Source organism: Streptomyces sp. NPDC086147 (assembly GCF_040702165.1).
Lineage (GTDB): Bacteria > Actinomycetota > Actinomycetes > Streptomycetales > Streptomycetaceae > Streptomyces.
On sequence record NZ_JBFBJO010000004.1, the window covers coordinates 262,278 to 277,150 of the forward strand.

A 14,873-nucleotide genomic window follows, 5' to 3' on the forward strand; every position below is an offset into this window, starting at 1 on the left:
AGACCCGCAGGAGCAGAAGGAAACAGACTGCACGAAGGGGAAGCCATGACAGCGACGACCGACGGAAACGCCGGGGCCGTGAACCCCCGGACGGCCGTGGCCGGCGAGACGACCGACACCGCCCTCCCGAAGGGGACCGCCTCCGCGCCGGGAAGAGCCCGCCCGGAGGGAACCGATTCCGCCCCGGGAAGAACTCTCCCGGAGGGGGCCGACCCCGCCCCGGGAAGACTCGACGAGACCGCCGCGCGGGCCGCGGCACGGGCCGCCGAGCACCTCCTCGCCCGCCAGGACCCGGCGGGCTGGTGGAAGGGCGAACTGGAGACCAACGTCACCATGGACGCCGAGGACCTGCTCCTCCGCCAGTTCCTGGGCATCCTCGACCCCGACACCACCCGGGCCGCGGCCCTCCACATCCGCCGCGAACAGCGCGAGGACGGCGCCTGGACCACCTTCTACGGCGGACCCGGCGAACTCTCCGCCACCGTCGAGGCCTACGTGGCCCTCCGCCTCGCCGGTGACCCGCCCGAGGCCCCGCACATGGCCCGCGCCTCCGCCTGGGTCCGCGCCCGCGGCGGCATCGCGTCCGCCCGGGTCTTCACCCGGATCTGGCTCGCCCTCTTCGGCTGGTGGCGCTGGGAGGACCTTCCCGAGCTGCCCCCCGAGCTGCTCTTCCTGCCCAAGTGGTTCCCGCTCAACATCTACGACTTCGGCTGCTGGGCCCGCCAGACGATCGTGCCGCTCACCGTGGTCTCCGCCAAGCGCCCGGTCCGCCCCGCGCCCTTCCCGCTCGACGAGCTGCACACCGACCCGGCCCGCCCGAACCCGCCCCGCCCGCTCGCCCCGGCGACCGGCTGGGACGGGATCTTCCAGCGGCTCGACAAGGCGCTGCACCTCTACCACCGGGTGGCGCCGCGCCCGCTGCGCAGGGTGGCCATGGACCTCGCCGCGCGGTGGATCGTCGAGCGCCAGGAGAACGACGGCTGCTGGGGCGGCATCCAGCCCCCCGCCGTCTACTCGATCATCGCCCTCCACCTGCTCGGCCACGACCTCGGCCACCCCGTCATGCGGGCCGGTCTGGAGTCCCTCGACCGGTTCGCCGTCCGGCGCGAGGACGGCTCCCGGATGATCGAGGCCTGCCAGTCCCCGGTCTGGGACACCTGCCTCGCCACCGTCGCCCTCGCCGACGCCGGGCTCCCGCCCGACCACCCGGCCCTGGTGAAGGCCGCCGACTGGATGCTCGACGAGGAGATCACCCGGACCGGGGACTGGGCGGTGCGCCGGCCCGGACTCCCTCCGGGCGGCTGGGCGTTCGAGTTCCACAACGACAACTACCCCGACACCGACGACACCGCCGAGGTCCTGCTCGCCCTGCGCCGGGTCCGGCACCCCGACCCCGCCCGGGTCGAGGCCGCCGCCGCCCGGGGCGCCCGCTGGACCCTCGGCATGCAGTCCCGCAACGGCGCCTGGGGCGCCTTCGACGCCGACAACACCAGCCCCTTCCCCAACAAGCTGCCCTTCTGCGACTTCGGCGAGGTCGTCGACCCGCCCTCCGCCGACGTCACCGCCCACGTGGTGGAGATGCTGGCCCACGAGGGCCTGGCCCGGGACCCGCGCACCCTGCGGGGGATCGAGTGGCTGCTCGCCGAACAGGAGCCGCACGGCGGCTGGTTCGGCCGCTGGGGCGTCAACCACGTGTACGGGACGGGGTCGGTGCTCCCGGCCCTCGCCGCCGCCGGGATCCCCGCCTCCCATCCGGCGGTCCGCCGGGCCGTCGCCTGGCTCGGCTCCGTCCAGAACGAGGACGGCGGCTGGGGCGAGGACCTCCGCTCGTACCAGGACGGGCAGTGGGTCGGGCGCGGCGCCTCCACCGCCTCCCAGACCGCGTGGGCGCTGATCGCCCTGCTCGCGGCGGGCGAGCGCGAGTCCGAGCCGGTCCGCCGGGGGATCTCCTGGCTAGTCGAGACCCAGCTCCCGGACGGCTCCTGGGACGAGCCGTACTTCACCGGCACCGGCTTCCCCTGGGACTTCTCGATCAACTACCACCTCTACCGCCTGGTCTTCCCCCTGACGGCGCTCGGCCGTTACGTGTACGGGGAGCCGACGCCCCGCCGGGAGGGCTGATGGGCCGCGCGCCGGCCCCCGGCGCCGCCACCCCGCCGCTGCTGATCGCCTGCGCGCTCGGCATCGAGCAGCTCGCCCTGCGCAGCGGCGACCGGGGCGGCGCCCCCGGCCCGGTCACCGTGCTGCGGACGGGCATGGGCCCCGAGCGGGCCCGGGCCGCGGTCTCCCGGGCGCTGGGGGAGCGGCACCGGTGGGACGCGGCCGTGATCGCCTCCGGGTTCTGCGCGGGGCTCGCCCCGGGCATGCACCCCGGGGACCTGGTCGTCGCCGACGAGACCCGCGGGCCCGGCGGCTCGACCACGTGCACCGGCCCGGACCTGCTGGTGAAGGCCCTGGTCAAGGCGGTGCCGGGGCGGTCCGTGCACGTCGGCCCGCTGTCCGGCTCCGACCACGTGGTGCGGGGCCCCGAGCGGGCCGCGCTGCGCGGCACCGGGGCGATCGCCGTCGACATGGAGTCCGCCGCGACCCTGCGTACCGCGCGGGCCGCCGGAGCCTTCGGGGAGGGGCCGGGCGCGCGTCCGGTTGCGGCCGTCCGGGTGGTCGTGGACGCTCCAGAGCATGAGCTGGTCCGTATTGGGACGGTACGCGGGGGAATATCGGCCTTTCGCGTCCTTCGTTCCGTGCTTCCCGCTTTCTACGAATGGCACCGTTCTTTGCTGCTCCCCAGGAGGTGAGCGAGTTATGGCCATGCCGCTCCGCCAGTCCGTCCGGGTCGGGACCTACCTCTTCGAACAGAAGCTCCGCAAGCGCGACAAGTTTCCGCTGATCGTCGAGCTCGAACCGCTCTTCGCCTGCAACCTCAAGTGCGAGGGCTGCGGGAAGATCCAGCACCCGGCGGGTGTCCTCAAGCAGCGCATGCCGGTCGCCCAGGCGGTCGGCGCGGTCCTGGAGTCCGGCGCCCCCATGGTGTCCATCGCGGGCGGCGAGCCCCTGATGCACCCTCAGATCCACGAGATCGTCCGGCAGTTGGTGGCGAAGAGGAAGTACGTCTTCCTCTGCACCAACGCGATGCTGCTCCGCAAGAAGCTGGAGAACTTCACCCCCTCCCCGTACTTCGCCTTCGCCGTGCACATCGACGGGCTGCGTGAGCGCCACGACGAGTCCGTGGCCAAGGAGGGCGTGTTCGACGAGGCGGTGGCGGCGATCAAGGAGGCCAAGCGGCGCGGCTTCCGGGTCACCACCAACTCGACCTTCTTCAACACCGACACCCCGCAGACCATCATCGAGGTGCTCAACTACCTCAACGACGACCTCCAGGTCGACGAGATGATGATCTCGCCCGCCTACGCCTACGAGAAGGCCCCCGACCAGGAGCACTTCCTCGGCGTCGAGCAGACCCGGGAGCTCTTCAGGAAGGCGTTCGCCGGCGGGAACCGGCGCCGCTGGCGGCTGAACCACTCGCCGCTCTTCCTGGACTTCCTGGAGGGCAAGGCCGACTTCCCCTGCACCGCCTGGGCCATCCCGAACTACTCCCTCTTCGGCTGGCAGCGCCCCTGCTACCTGATGAGCGACGGCTACGTCCCCACGTACCGCGAGCTCGTCGAGGAGACCGACTGGGAGAAGTACGGCCGCGGCAAGGACCCGCGCTGCGCCAACTGCATGGCGCACTGCGGCTACGAGCCCACCGCCGTCCTCGCCACCATGGGCTCCCTCAAGGAGTCCCTGCGCGCGGTCCGGGAGACCACCTCCGGGAACAGCAGGTGAGCGGCGCGTGACCGGCGGGTTCGACCTGCGGGCGCTGCTCGCCGAGCGCGGCGGCGAGCGGTACGAGCTGCACGCCCGGTACCTCAACCCCCAGCTCCCGCGCATGCTCCGCACCATCGGCTTCGACAAGGTGTACGAGCGGGCCGAGGGTGCCCACTTCTGGGACGCCGACGGGAACGACTACCTGGACATGCTCGCCGGCTTCGGCGTGATGGGCCTCGGACGGCACCACCCCGTCGTCCGCAAGGCCCTCCACGACGTCCTGGACGCCGACCTCGCCGACCTCACCCGCTTCGACTGCCAGCCGCTGCCCGGCCTCCTCGCCGAGCGGCTGCTGACCCACAGCCCCCACCTCGACCGGGTCTTCTTCGGCAACAGCGGCACCGAGGCCGTGGAGACCGCCCTGAAGTTCGCCCGGTACGCCACCGGGCGGCCCAGGATCGTCTACTGCGCCCACGCCTTCCACGGGCTCACCACCGGCTCCCTCTCCGTCAACGGCGAGCGGGGCTTCCGGGACGGCTTCGCCCCGCTCCTGCCCGACACCGCGATCGCCCTCGGCGACCTCGACGCCCTGGAGCGGGAGCTGCGCAAGGGGGACGTGGCCGGCTTCGTCGTGGAGCCGATCCAGGGCAAGGGGGTCCACGCGGCCCCGCCCGGCTTCCTGCGCGCGGCCCAGGAGCTGCTGCACCGGCACGGCGCCCTGCTGATCGCGGACGAGGTGCAGACCGGCCTCGGCCGGACCGGCGACTTCTACGCGTACCAGCACGAGGAGGGCGTCGAGCCGGACCTCGTCTGCGTCGCCAAGGCGCTCTCCGGCGGCTACGTGCCGGTCGGCGCCACCCTCGGCAAGGACTGGATCTTCAAGAAGGTCTACTCGTCGATGGACCGGGTCCTGGTCCACTCCACCAGCTTCGGGTCGAACGCGCAGGCCATGGCCGCCGGGCTCGCCGTCCTCTCCGTGATGGAGGACGAGGGCACGGTCGCCCGCGCGCGCCGGATCGGCGACCTGCTCTCCGGCCGTCTGAAGGAGCTGGTGCCCCGCTACGAGCTGCTGCACGAGATCCGCGGACGCGGTCTGATGATCGGCATCGAGTTCGGCCGGCCGTCCTCGCTCGGACTGCGCGGCCGCTGGACGATGCTCCAGGCGGCCCGCAAGGGCCTCTTCGCCCAGATGGTCGTCGTCCCGCTGCTCCAGCGGCACAGGATCCTCACCCAGGTCTCCGGGGACCACCTGGAGGTGATCAAGCTGATCCCGCCGCTCGTCGTCGACGAGGCGGACGTGGACCGGTTCGTCACCGCCTTCACGGCGGTCATGGACGAGGCCCACGGGGGCGGCGGGCTGATGTGGGACTTCGGGAAGACCCTGGTCAGGCAGGCGGTCGCGCAGCGCTGACGCGGGCGGTCCTTCCGGGTTTTGCCTCTGGGGCAAGAAACTTGCCCCAGAGGCACGATCCTGGCGGAATGGACGCATGGACCACGTCCCCGGGGACACCTCCCCGGACCACGCCGCCTCCGGCGCCCTGCCCGACGTCGCCCCGCAGCTGCGGGCCCAGCGCCGCCGCCGGGGACTCACCCTGGAGGCCGCCGCCCAGCGGGCCGGCCTCTCGCCGGCCCACCTCTCGCGCCTGGAGACGGGGAACCGGCAGCCCTCGCTGCCGATGCTGCTCGCCCTGTCCCGCATCTACGGTACGACGGTCTCCGAGCTCCTGGGAGAGGCGCCCCCCGAGCGCGATCCCGTGGTCCGGGCCGGCCGCTCCGAGCCCGTCGAGGCCGACGGCTGGATCTACCGCCAGGCGGGCGGCGCCGGGCGCGCCCTCCAGTGCCTGCGGGTGCACGTGCCGTACGCCACCCGGGGCGACATCGTGCGCGTCCACCCCGGCGAGGAGTGGATCCACGTCCTGGAGGGCCGGGTGCGGCTCGCGCTCGGCGAGGCGGTCCACGTCCTCGACCCCGGGGACAGCGCGCACTTCGACTCGCTCACCCCGCACCGGATCGGTGCCGCCACCCCCGGCGGGGCCGAGCTGCTCTTCGTCCACACCCTGATGCAGAGCCCCGTCGCCGAGCTGTGCCTCGGCGACGGGACCCCGCACCGGCGCTGACAGCCGGAACGATTCTTCCGTGACGATTCTTCAGGAAAGAGTTGATATGTCCGAGAAGTCTTCATCCGTCACCGGCGAGGAGCGCGGGGAGGGCAAGTTCCCCAAGGGGCTGGTGCTCCGCCTCTTCGCCTACCTGGTCGCCGGTCACCTCTTCGCCGGCTTCCTCTACCTGCTCTTCGCGATGGGCGCGAAGTGACGCCGGCCGGGCGCCGCGCGCTCCCTACGCCTCGGTGAGCAGGCGCTCCCGCAGCCGCTCGCGGGTCTCCGGGGACAGCGCGAGGCCTTCGGAGAAGTAGGCGTCCATCGAGCCCCAGGTCGCCTCGATCGTCTCGAAGGCGGCCCGCAGGTACTCCGCCCGCGCGTCGAAGAGCGGGGCCAGCAGCTCCATCACCTCGGGTCCCATGGCGTCCGGGGCGGTGGAGCTGCGGCGCACCTTGTAGCGGCGGTGCGGCTCGTTCGACTTCACGTAGTCGGCCTCGATCGCCGTCCGCTCGACCCCGACGGCGAGCAGGGTGATCGCGACGGCGAGCCCGGCGCGGTCCTTGCCCGCCGCGCAGTGCATCAGGGCCGGGACGCTCTCCTCCGCCATGGAGTGCAGGATCCGGCTGTGCTCCGCGGTCCGCTCGACCACCATCCGCCGGTACGACTCGGACATCCGGGCCGCCGCCCTGCCGTCGCCGAGGATCCCCCGCAGCTGCGCGGTGTCGCCGTCGCGCACCAGCTTCCAGAACTCCTTGCCGTCGGCCGGGTCGTTGAGGGGTATGTTCACGTTCCGCACGCCGGGCAGCTCGACGTCCGGGCCCTCAATCCGCCGGTCGGCCTCGTTGCGGAAGTCGAAGACCGTGTGCAGCCCGAGTCCGGCGAGGAAGGCGGCGTCGTCCTCGGTCGCGTGGGCGAGGTGGCCGCTGCGGAAGAGGCGGCCGGGACGGACCGCGCGCCCGTCCGTCGTCGGCAGGCCGCCCACGTCCCGGAAGTTGCGGACCTCCGCCAGCTCGGGCTCGTCGGCTTCTACGGGCGGGACCTGCGGCAGCTGCTGCGTCACGGATGCTCCTGGAAAGTCGGTGTTCGGATGCCCGACGCGAATCGGTTCCTGGGGCAATCATCCAGACAGGAGGGGCGTGGCGCACCCCCTCGGACGGGAATGAGTGATCTGTCCTAATTGGGGTGTTGGGTATGGCAAGCCCCTATTGGGACATTGCGTATAACGCGCCCTGTTTACAGGCGAGATGGGATTCGGCGCGTGAGCAGGGTCATAGAGGTGACGGATCGTGGCCGGGAGTCCGGCGCGATTTCCGTACGGGAAAAGGGAGTCGGAGGATCGTCGTCCACGGAGGGTGACCAGAATTCCGGGGGAACGATCTAGGGCGGAATGCCGGGACAAAACAGCGGCTTGTTCGCGTCGACCCCGCTCGTCTAGCGTCACGCTCAATCCGGACGGACCGCCGAATCCTGCCACCGCCCGGAATTCCACCCATCCCATGCGTGGCAGGAGCGGGGGACCCAGGAAGTACGCCGGTCCCGCGATGCAGGACGGCTCGGGGTGAAGCCGCGCGAAAGCGCGGCCGGGCATCTCCAGTCCGAACCCGACAGCTCACCTCGCAGGCGCCGGAGAGGATTCGCCATGCCCGCGAAGGGTAAGCACCGCCGTCCCAAGAGCAACCCCCTCACCCGCGGTTTCGCCGCCGCCGGTACGGGAGGCGCCGTCGTCGCCCTCCCGCTCCTCGGCGCCACGGGGGCCCACGCCGCCGAGCAGGCCGCCCCGGCCCCCGCCTCCGTCCAGTCCGCCGTCACCGCGCACGTCGTCGCGGCGAAGGCCGCCCCCGCGAAGGCCGCCGCCGAGACCGGCCCCCGTACGTACTCCGTCGTCTCCGGCGACTACCTGTCGAAGATCGCCTCCGACCACCACCTGGAGGGCGGCTGGCAGAAGGTGTACGAGGACAACCGCCGGACCATCGGCGCGGACCCCTCCCTCATCCTGCCCGGCATGAAGCTCACCATCGGCGCCAAGGGCTCCGCCCCCGTCGGCCCGAAGAGCACCCACAGCGCCCAGGAGTCCGGCAAGAACGGCGACGACGCCCCCCGCGCCTCCCGCGAGAACCGCCGCGCCGCCGCCCCGGCCGCCGCCACCCCGAAGGCCGCGGAGCGCTCCACCGGCTCCTCGTCCTCCACCGGTTCCACCGCCTCCTCCTCCGGCTGGGTCGCCCCCGTCACCGGCGGCTTCTCCACCCCGTACCGCGCCTCCGGCTCGATGTGGTCCTCCGGCTACCACACCGGCGTCGACTTCATCGCCTCCTCCGGCACCACCGTCCGCGCCGTCGGCGCCGGCACGGTCGTCTCCGCCGGCTGGAGCGGCTCGTACGGCAACGAGGTCGTCATCAAGCACGCGGACGGCAACTACTCGCAGTACGCCCACCTCTCCTCCCTCTCGGTCTCGGCCGGGCAGAGCGTCGGCGGCGGGCAGCAGATCGGCCTCTCCGGCTCCACCGGCAACTCCACCGGCCCGCACCTGCACTTCGAGATCCGCACCACGCCGAGCTACGGCTCGGACGTCGACCCGCTGGCCTACCTGCGCCAGCACGGCGTCTCCGTCTGACGCGCCGAAGGGGACACCCTTTTCGACGGCCCGGCACGCGCATGCCGGGCCGTCGGCCTGTTCCGACTTGGGCGAATCTTTATCGGTGGCATATGTCACCCGTCGTCAACCCCTCCTTACGGTCGCGTAGGTCACATGCGAAAGGGAAGGATGTGACCCCGTGGCAGACGATTCGAGATCAAGAGACAAGAACGCATTCGGGTCGTACGCGGCGATCGGTGACAGCTTCACCGAGGGCGTCGGAGACCCCGGCCCCGACGGGACGTACGTCGGCTGGGCGGACCGCTTCGCGGTCCTGCTCGCCGACCAGCTGCCGGAGCACGACGCCTTCCGCTACGCCAACCTGGCCGTACGCGGGCGCCTCCTCGACCAGATCGTGGCGGAACAGGTCCCCCGGGCGAAGGAACTCGCCCCCGACCTGGTGACCTTCTGCGCGGGCGGCAACGACATCATCCGCCCCGGCACCGACCCGGACGACGTGGCCGAGCGCTTCGAGCGCGCCGTCGCCGAGCTGACCTCCGCCGTCGGGACCGTCATGATCACCACCGGCTTCGACACCCGCGACGTCCCCGTGCTCCGGCACCTGCGCGGCAAGATCGCCACCTACACCGCGCACGTCCGCGCCATCGCGGACCGCCACGGCTGCCCGGTCCTCGACCTGTGGTCCCTGAAGTCCGTGCAGGACAGGCGGGCCTGGGACGGCGACCGGCTGCACCTCTCGCCCGAGGGGCACACCCGGGTCGCCCTGCGCGCCGCCCAGGTCCTCGGCCTGCCGGTGCCGGCCGACCCCGACCAGGTGTGGCCGCCGGTCCCGCCGCGCGGCTCCCTCGAAGTGCGCCGCGACAACATCCAGTGGGCGCGGGAGTACCTCGTGCCCTGGATCGGACGCCGGCTGCGCGGCGAGAGCTCCGGGGACCACGTCGAGGCCAAGCGCCCCGACCTGATGCCCCTCGGCGACCTCATGCCCCTGTAGTCGGCGGCGCGGCGGGGATCCGCTCCAGGACCCCGCCCGCGAACACGTCGTACAGCGGCAGCGTCTCCAGGTGGACGTAGCCGATGTGGCAGTCGCAGACGGCGAGGGGGCAGGCGCGGGGGCGCAGGGCGGCGCGGTACGAACCGTCGTACAGGTTCCCCAGTTCGGCCTTGACGAAGTGGCAGCGCCGCACCGTCCCCGCGCCGTCCACCGAGATCACCGACTCGCCGGTGCGGCAGGGCAGCCCCGCCGAGCGGTGCGGATGCCGGCTGTACGGGAAGAGCGGGTCGAGCTCCGTCCACCCGTCGGCCTCCGCGTCGGTATACGCGTGCCCCTCGGCCGCGTTCACCCACAGGTACACGTGCGGCGGCAGCGCGTCCCGCAGCCGCCGCGCGTGCTCCCGGTGCTCCGGGAGCCCCACCACGCCCACGCTGAACCGCACGCCCCGCTCCGTCAGGTCACGGCACTTGGCGAGGAAGCGCTCGTACGGCGTCTGCCCGGGGTGGTACGTGCACCAGAGGGCCACGGCCTCCGGGTCCGCGTCCGCCAGCCAGTCGGTCCGGCAGCTCAGATTGGTCTGGATCGCCACCCGCTCGACGTGCGGCAGCCGCGACAGCTCGACGAGCGCCCGCCGGTACCAGGAGCGCACCAGGCCCTCGCCCCACGGCGTGAACAGGATCCGCAGCCGGTCACCGGTCTGCGCGGCGGCCCACCCGGTGAACCGTTCGAGCGCCGCCCGGTCCGCCCGCAACTGCTCCCGGCTGTCCCGGCGCTTGGCGAAGGGGCAGTACGGACAGTCGTAGTCGCAGGAGGAGAGCGGCCCCCGGTAGAGCAGCGTCAGGTCCACGGCCGCCCCCTACTTCGGCTCGTACGCGGCCATCGCGGCCCGCACCCCAGGGGAGAACAGCTCCGGGCCGAGCCCGTCCGAGTGCGCCAGGCCCTCCGGCGAGAGCCGCAGCAGCCCCGCCGGGGACTCCCCGTCCAGCCAGCCGAGCGTCTCGAACCGGCCCAGCTCCTCGGGGAAGTCCGCGAACGGCGAGGAACCGAACCGCTCCTCGTACCCGGCGACCGGCATTCCCTCCGCCTGGAGCAGCGACTGGAGCAGATGGCGGCGGCGCGCCTCCCCGGCGTCGACCCACCGGCCCACCCGGGCGCGCGAGAAGTCGCCGGTCTCCGTGTAGGCGTCGATGATCGAGCGGATCTCCCGCATGTCGACGGCGTAGTCGAAGGAGTAGTGCAGGGCCGAGGTGTACGAACGGGCCCCGCAGCCCAGACCGATCATCCCGTCCGTCTGGCAGGCGTGGTCATCCGGCCCCAGGGGCGCCGCGTCCCGCCGCCGGAACATCCGCATCGACACCTGCTCGTAGCCGCGCTCCAGGAGGTGGTCCCGGCCGCGGCGGTAGAGCCGCAGCCGCCGCTCGTCCCACTCCCGGTCGTCCTCCGGGGGCGTCCGGCCCAGACCGGTCAGCGGCCGGACGTACAGCGGATAGAGGTACAGCTCCTCCGGGCGCCAGGCCAGGGCCGCGTCCAGGGAGCGGCGCCAGGACTCCTCGGTCTGCCCGTCGATCCCGTAGATCAGGTCGACGTTGAGCACGGGGACGCCGGTGTCCCGGATCCGGCCGAGCGCCGCCTCGACGTCCGCGCGCCGCTGCGGCCGGACCGCCGCCCGCGCCTCGGCCTCCACGAAGCTCTGCACCCCGATGCTGAGCCGGGTCGCGCCCCGCTCCGCGAGCACCGCGAGCCGGTCGGTGGTCGCGGTCGCGGGCGAGGTCTCCACGGACAGCGGCACCGCCCGCAGGTCCGCCCCCATGCGCCGCTCCGCGATGTCGCAGAGCCGCTCCAGCTCGGCGGCGGTCAGGAAGGTGGGCGTGCCGCCGCCGAACGCGGCCGTGGCGAACCGCACCGGCTCCGCGTCCCCGAGCGCCTCGCGCACGGCGGTCGCCTGCCGGTCGAGGGCGTCCAGGTAGCGGGTGGTCAGCTCGCCGGGCGCGCCGATCCGGGTGAAGAGGTTGCAGAAGCCGCAGCGGACCTCGCAGAACGGCACGTGCGCGTAGAGCGAGAGCGCGTCCTTCGGCTCCCCGGCCCAGAGCGCGGCGAGCTCCGGGGACTCGGACAGCTCCCGGTACGCGGTCTTGTGCGGGTAGGCGTAGACGTAGCTGCGGTACGGGCGGGGGGCGGGCGCGGGGGTGCGGGTGCTCACGCGGTGGCCTCCCGGGGCGTGGTCGGTGGTCTTCACGCGGAGGCCTCCCCGGGTGTGGTCGGTGGTGCTCACGCGGCGGCCTCCCCGTCCGGGCCCGGCAGGACGAACTGCGCGTACGGCACCGTCCACACGACCTCGTGGCCGAGCCGGTGACCGGTGAAGCCGTCCTCCCCGTACGCGGTGCCGTGGTCGGAGCAGACGATCGCGAAACAGGGGCGCCGGGAGCCCATCGCGGCGAAGAGCCGCCCGATGTGCCGGTCGACGTACTCCAGGGCCGCCGCGTGCGTCTCCCGGGAGTCGCCCGCCTCGCGGGTCGCCCCCGGCAGGTGGAACCAGTTGGGCTGGTGCAGCGCCGACACGTTGACGAAGAGGAAGAGCCGCTCCTCGCGGGGGAGTCCGGCCACGACCTCCTCGGCGCGCTCGACCTGGGACTCGAACGAGGTCGGCGACGCGACGCCGAAGGAGGGCTCCCAGTGGCTCTCCCGGAAGAGCCCGGGGAGCACGGAGCCGAGCGGCGGCCGCTTGTCGAAGAACCCCACCCCGCCGACGCAGACCGTCCGGTACCCCTCGGCCGCGAGGCCGGAGACGAAGTCCGGGGTGTCGTGCACCCAGGTGCCGTCGGCCGTCGACTCGCTCCCCGCGAACCGGGCCGCGAACAGCCGGGGATGGGGTCCCTGCGCGGCCGGGGTCGGCAGGAAGCCGGCGAAGATCGCCTGGTGGGAGGCGTAGGTGAAGCTTCCCGGCGCGTGCCTCCGCTCCCAGGCGCCGCCGGGCAGGTGCCGGGCCAGGTTCGGGATGCGGCCCGCGGCCGCCAGCTCGGCGGCCACGTCGTACCGGAGCGTGTCGAGGGTGACCAGGAGCAGGTCGTGGCTGCCGACGATCGCGTTCATGTCGGGCTGGTTCACGCGGTGCTCGTTCCTGTGGTGCGGGTGGCTCTCGTCGTACGTGAGACGTGTGCGGTACGGGGGAACAGCGCGGCCACCTGGGCCGCGTAGGTGTCGAGGCCCTCGGCCCCGCCGCCGGGCAGGCCCGTGAGCCGGGGCAGCAGGTCGCCGAAGGCGTTGACCTCGCCCACGGCGAAGCGGCGCCAGCCGGACGCGGGCAGCAGGTCGACGCCCACGCACCGGGTGCCGGGGAACGCGGCGGCGGCCCGCTCGCACACCTCCAGCGCGTCCGTCCACCGCGCGCCGGCGGCGGCGATCGCGGCCCGCGCCGCGTCCAGGTCGCCCCGGGCCCCGCCCAGGTGCAGATTGGTCAGGGGGGAGCGGCTGGTGCGGAGCACCGCGTGGGTGGCCCGCCCGTCGACCACCACCACCCGCAGGTCGGCGGCCCGCCCGTCCTGGACGGCCTTCGGCAGCCACCGCTCGACGTGCAGGCCGTCGGGGGCCAGGGCGTCCACGATCGCGGCGACCTCGGCCTCGCTCGTGTAGCGCCGCACCCGCAGGGAGTTGAACAGCCGCCCGTCCGGATCGCGCTCCACCGAGGTGGTGGCCCGGACCCGGCCCGCGCCGTTCGTCTCCACCGCGAGCACCCCCGAGGCGGAGGAGCCGTGCGCGAGCTTCACGAACACCCGGCGCATCCCGGTCCCGGCCGTCAGCGCCCGGACGTCCGCCCAGCCGCGCACGGCCGGCGCGGCGGCGCCGGAGGTCGGCGACTCGGGCACCGGCACGCCGGCCGTCCGCAGCCGGCCGTGGGTCAGCCGCTTGTCGAACAGGACCGGCAGCTCGGCGGGGTCGTCGACGAGGACGGCTCCCGCCTCCCCGGCGTTCCGGGCGAGGTCCGTCACGGCGGCGGTGAACCGCCCGTACCAGCGGCCGGTGCCCTCGACCCGGGCCGGGTCGTCGACCCCGCGCAGCAGCCGGTCGGTCTCCGGCTCCTCGCCGGGCGAGTCCAGGCGCACGGTCTCGCCCGCCGCGAACCGGGCCCGGCCCCGCAGCACGTCGGGCCAGGACACGACCCGCGCCCCGGGCAGCCCGGCGGACCGCAGCGCGTCCTGGAAGAACGCGACGCGGCGGCCCTCCGGGACGCCGACGACCACGGGGCGCGGGCCGGAGGTCATTCGGCGACCGCGACGTACCGGTGGACCTCGCCGTCGCCGTCGTCCTCCGACGTCTGCGCGTCGTCGAGGACCACGGTCACGCCGTGCGGGACGAGAGCGGCCTCCAGCCGCTCCCGCATCGGCTCCGAGAGGTAGTGGTGCGACAGGTCGAGGTACGACAGGTGGGTCAGGGGCTGCCCGTCGAGCAGGGCCGTCGCGCCCTCGTCGGTGAGCACGCCCATGGACAGGTCCAGCCGCTCGATCCGGGCCACGACGGGCGCGCCCGCCACGGCCGCGGCGACCGCGTCCTCGATCACGCTGTTGCGCAGGCCCAGGTGGCGCAGGGCGGGGAAGGACGTGCCGGCGAGCAGCGGCGCCAGGTCCCCGGGGGTGCTGTCGCCGCCGTACTCGTCGGTGCCGAGCCAGAGTTCCAGGTTCTCCAGGGCGGGCAGGTCGCTGCCGACGATCCCGCGCACGACCTCGGCCCCCAGGCCGCCGGTCTCCACCACCAGGGTCTCCAGGGCGGCGTGCCGGACCGACGGGAAGGCCAGGTCGGTGCCGCCGCGCACGCCCAGCTCGCGCAGCGCCGGATAGGCGGCGAGCAGCGGCGTCACGTCGGACTGGACGATCCAGGAGATCTCGCAGTCCTCGAAGGTCATGTCACCGAGGAAGACCGCCTCCAGGCCGGTGAGCCGGTTGTTGGCGCCCATCAGGGCGGCGACGACGCCGGCCGACGAGGTCTCGTACGGCTCGTCCCAGCCGCCGACGACGAGCGCGCGCACCCGCGGGGCGTCGACCGCCTTCAGGAACCGCTCGAAGCGCGAGCCCCAGTCCTCGTCCCCGGGGTCGGAGTACGTCGGCGCGGAGATCCGCCAGGCGACCCCGGCCGCGTCGGGCAGTTCGACCGGCGCGGCCGCGTCCGGGAACTCGAAGACGGGAAGGCCGTGGAACTCCTGCAGGTGGTGGCCGATGGTCATGACGGTGCTCCAGAGGACGGACGGCGTGTGTCGCTGAACCCCTGAGTTCTACCAAGCGGCACCGACAGGGCCCGCGCCGGGTGCGGTACGGGGCCGGGGGTCTCGTGGATCCGGGGCGGGGCCGATTGTCAGTGCCGGCCCCTAGCGTCGTTCCCGTGTTCGGCCGAC

The 14,873-nt window shown here is 73.4% G+C and carries 14 protein-coding genes and 1 riboswitch; of the genes, 8 read left to right on the top strand and 6 right to left on the bottom strand.

Going from position 1 to position 14,873, the window contains the following annotated elements:
* Window positions 1–45 precede the first annotated feature (45 nt).
* The 6 genes from shc to AB0398_RS11965 all read left to right on the top strand — a co-directional run bounded on the left by shc (window position 46) and on the right by AB0398_RS11965 (window position 6,120).
* The gene (gene shc / locus AB0398_RS11940; protein WP_366374093.1) at window positions 46–2,121 is read left to right on the top strand and encodes a squalene--hopene cyclase; all 2,076 of its coding nucleotides are present in this window, start codon (window positions 46–48) and stop codon (window positions 2,119–2,121) included.
* Window positions 2,121–2,795: a 1-hydroxy-2-methyl-2-butenyl 4-diphosphate reductase gene (locus AB0398_RS11945; protein WP_366374095.1), complete on the top strand. Its 675-nt coding sequence runs from the start codon at window positions 2,121–2,123 to the stop codon at window positions 2,793–2,795. Before shc ends, AB0398_RS11945 begins: the two co-directional genes overlap by 1 nt.
* A 7-nt stretch (window positions 2,796–2,802) precedes the next feature.
* The gene (hpnH, locus tag AB0398_RS11950) at window positions 2,803–3,825 is read left to right on the top strand and encodes an adenosyl-hopene transferase HpnH (protein WP_366374097.1); all 1,023 of its coding nucleotides are present in this window, start codon (window positions 2,803–2,805) and stop codon (window positions 3,823–3,825) included.
* 7 nt (window positions 3,826–3,832) lie between these two features.
* Window positions 3,833–5,218, top strand: a complete 1,386-nt coding sequence (locus AB0398_RS11955) for an aspartate aminotransferase family protein (protein ID WP_366374099.1) — start codon at window positions 3,833–3,835, stop codon at window positions 5,216–5,218.
* 76 nt (window positions 5,219–5,294) lie between these two features.
* The gene (locus AB0398_RS11960) at window positions 5,295–5,924 is read left to right on the top strand and encodes an XRE family transcriptional regulator (RefSeq protein ID WP_366374101.1); all 630 of its coding nucleotides are present in this window, start codon (window positions 5,295–5,297) and stop codon (window positions 5,922–5,924) included.
* A gap of 46 nt (window positions 5,925–5,970) precedes the next feature.
* Entirely contained in the window at window positions 5,971–6,120 is a 150-nt protein-coding gene (locus AB0398_RS11965; RefSeq protein WP_366374103.1) for a DUF6126 family protein, read from the top strand.
* 24 nt (window positions 6,121–6,144) lie between these two features.
* Here AB0398_RS11965 and AB0398_RS11970 read toward each other — a convergent pair whose 3' ends face one another.
* Entirely contained in the window at window positions 6,145–6,966 is an 822-nt protein-coding gene (locus AB0398_RS11970) for a tyrosine-protein phosphatase (protein WP_366374106.1), read from the bottom strand.
* A gap of 416 nt (window positions 6,967–7,382) precedes the next feature.
* A riboswitch (cyclic di-AMP (ydaO/yuaA leader) is annotated at window positions 7,383–7,542 on the top strand.
* A 3-nt stretch (window positions 7,543–7,545) separates the two neighbouring features.
* Here AB0398_RS11970 and AB0398_RS11975 point away from each other — a divergent pair.
* Complete coding sequence (locus AB0398_RS11975) at window positions 7,546–8,517, top strand: LysM peptidoglycan-binding domain-containing M23 family metallopeptidase (RefSeq protein WP_366374108.1); 972 nt, start codon at window positions 7,546–7,548, stop codon at window positions 8,515–8,517.
* 160 nt (window positions 8,518–8,677) lie between these two features.
* Complete coding sequence (locus AB0398_RS11980; protein ID WP_366374110.1) at window positions 8,678–9,490, top strand: SGNH/GDSL hydrolase family protein; 813 nt, start codon at window positions 8,678–8,680, stop codon at window positions 9,488–9,490.
* On the opposite strand, the gene AB0398_RS11985 is transcribed toward AB0398_RS11980, so the two are convergent.
* The 5 genes from AB0398_RS11985 to AB0398_RS12005 form a co-directional block, all read right to left on the bottom strand.
* A complete protein-coding gene (locus AB0398_RS11985) occupies window positions 9,477–10,337 on the bottom strand; it encodes an STM4011 family radical SAM protein (RefSeq protein WP_366374112.1) in 861 nt (286 codons plus the stop codon). The genes AB0398_RS11980 and AB0398_RS11985 overlap by 14 nt on opposite strands.
* Window positions 10,338–10,346: 9 nt before the next feature.
* Window positions 10,347–11,690, bottom strand: coding sequence for an STM4012 family radical SAM protein (locus AB0398_RS11990; RefSeq protein ID WP_366374531.1), 1,344 nt, complete (start codon window positions 11,688–11,690; stop codon window positions 10,347–10,349).
* 68 nt (window positions 11,691–11,758) lie between these two features.
* Complete coding sequence (locus AB0398_RS11995) at window positions 11,759–12,580, bottom strand: STM4013/SEN3800 family hydrolase (RefSeq protein ID WP_366374532.1); 822 nt, start codon at window positions 12,578–12,580, stop codon at window positions 11,759–11,761.
* An 11-nt stretch (window positions 12,581–12,591) separates the two neighbouring features.
* Window positions 12,592–13,749 carry an STM4014 family protein gene (locus tag AB0398_RS12000; RefSeq protein WP_366374114.1) on the bottom strand — a complete coding sequence of 386 codons (1,158 nt, stop codon included), beginning with the start codon at window positions 13,747–13,749 and terminating at the stop codon, window positions 12,592–12,594.
* Window positions 13,746–14,705, bottom strand: a complete 960-nt coding sequence (locus AB0398_RS12005; RefSeq protein ID WP_366374116.1) for an STM4015 family protein — start codon at window positions 14,703–14,705, stop codon at window positions 13,746–13,748. Before AB0398_RS12005 ends, AB0398_RS12000 begins: the two co-directional genes overlap by 4 nt.
* Window positions 14,706–14,873: the final 168 nt, after the last annotated feature.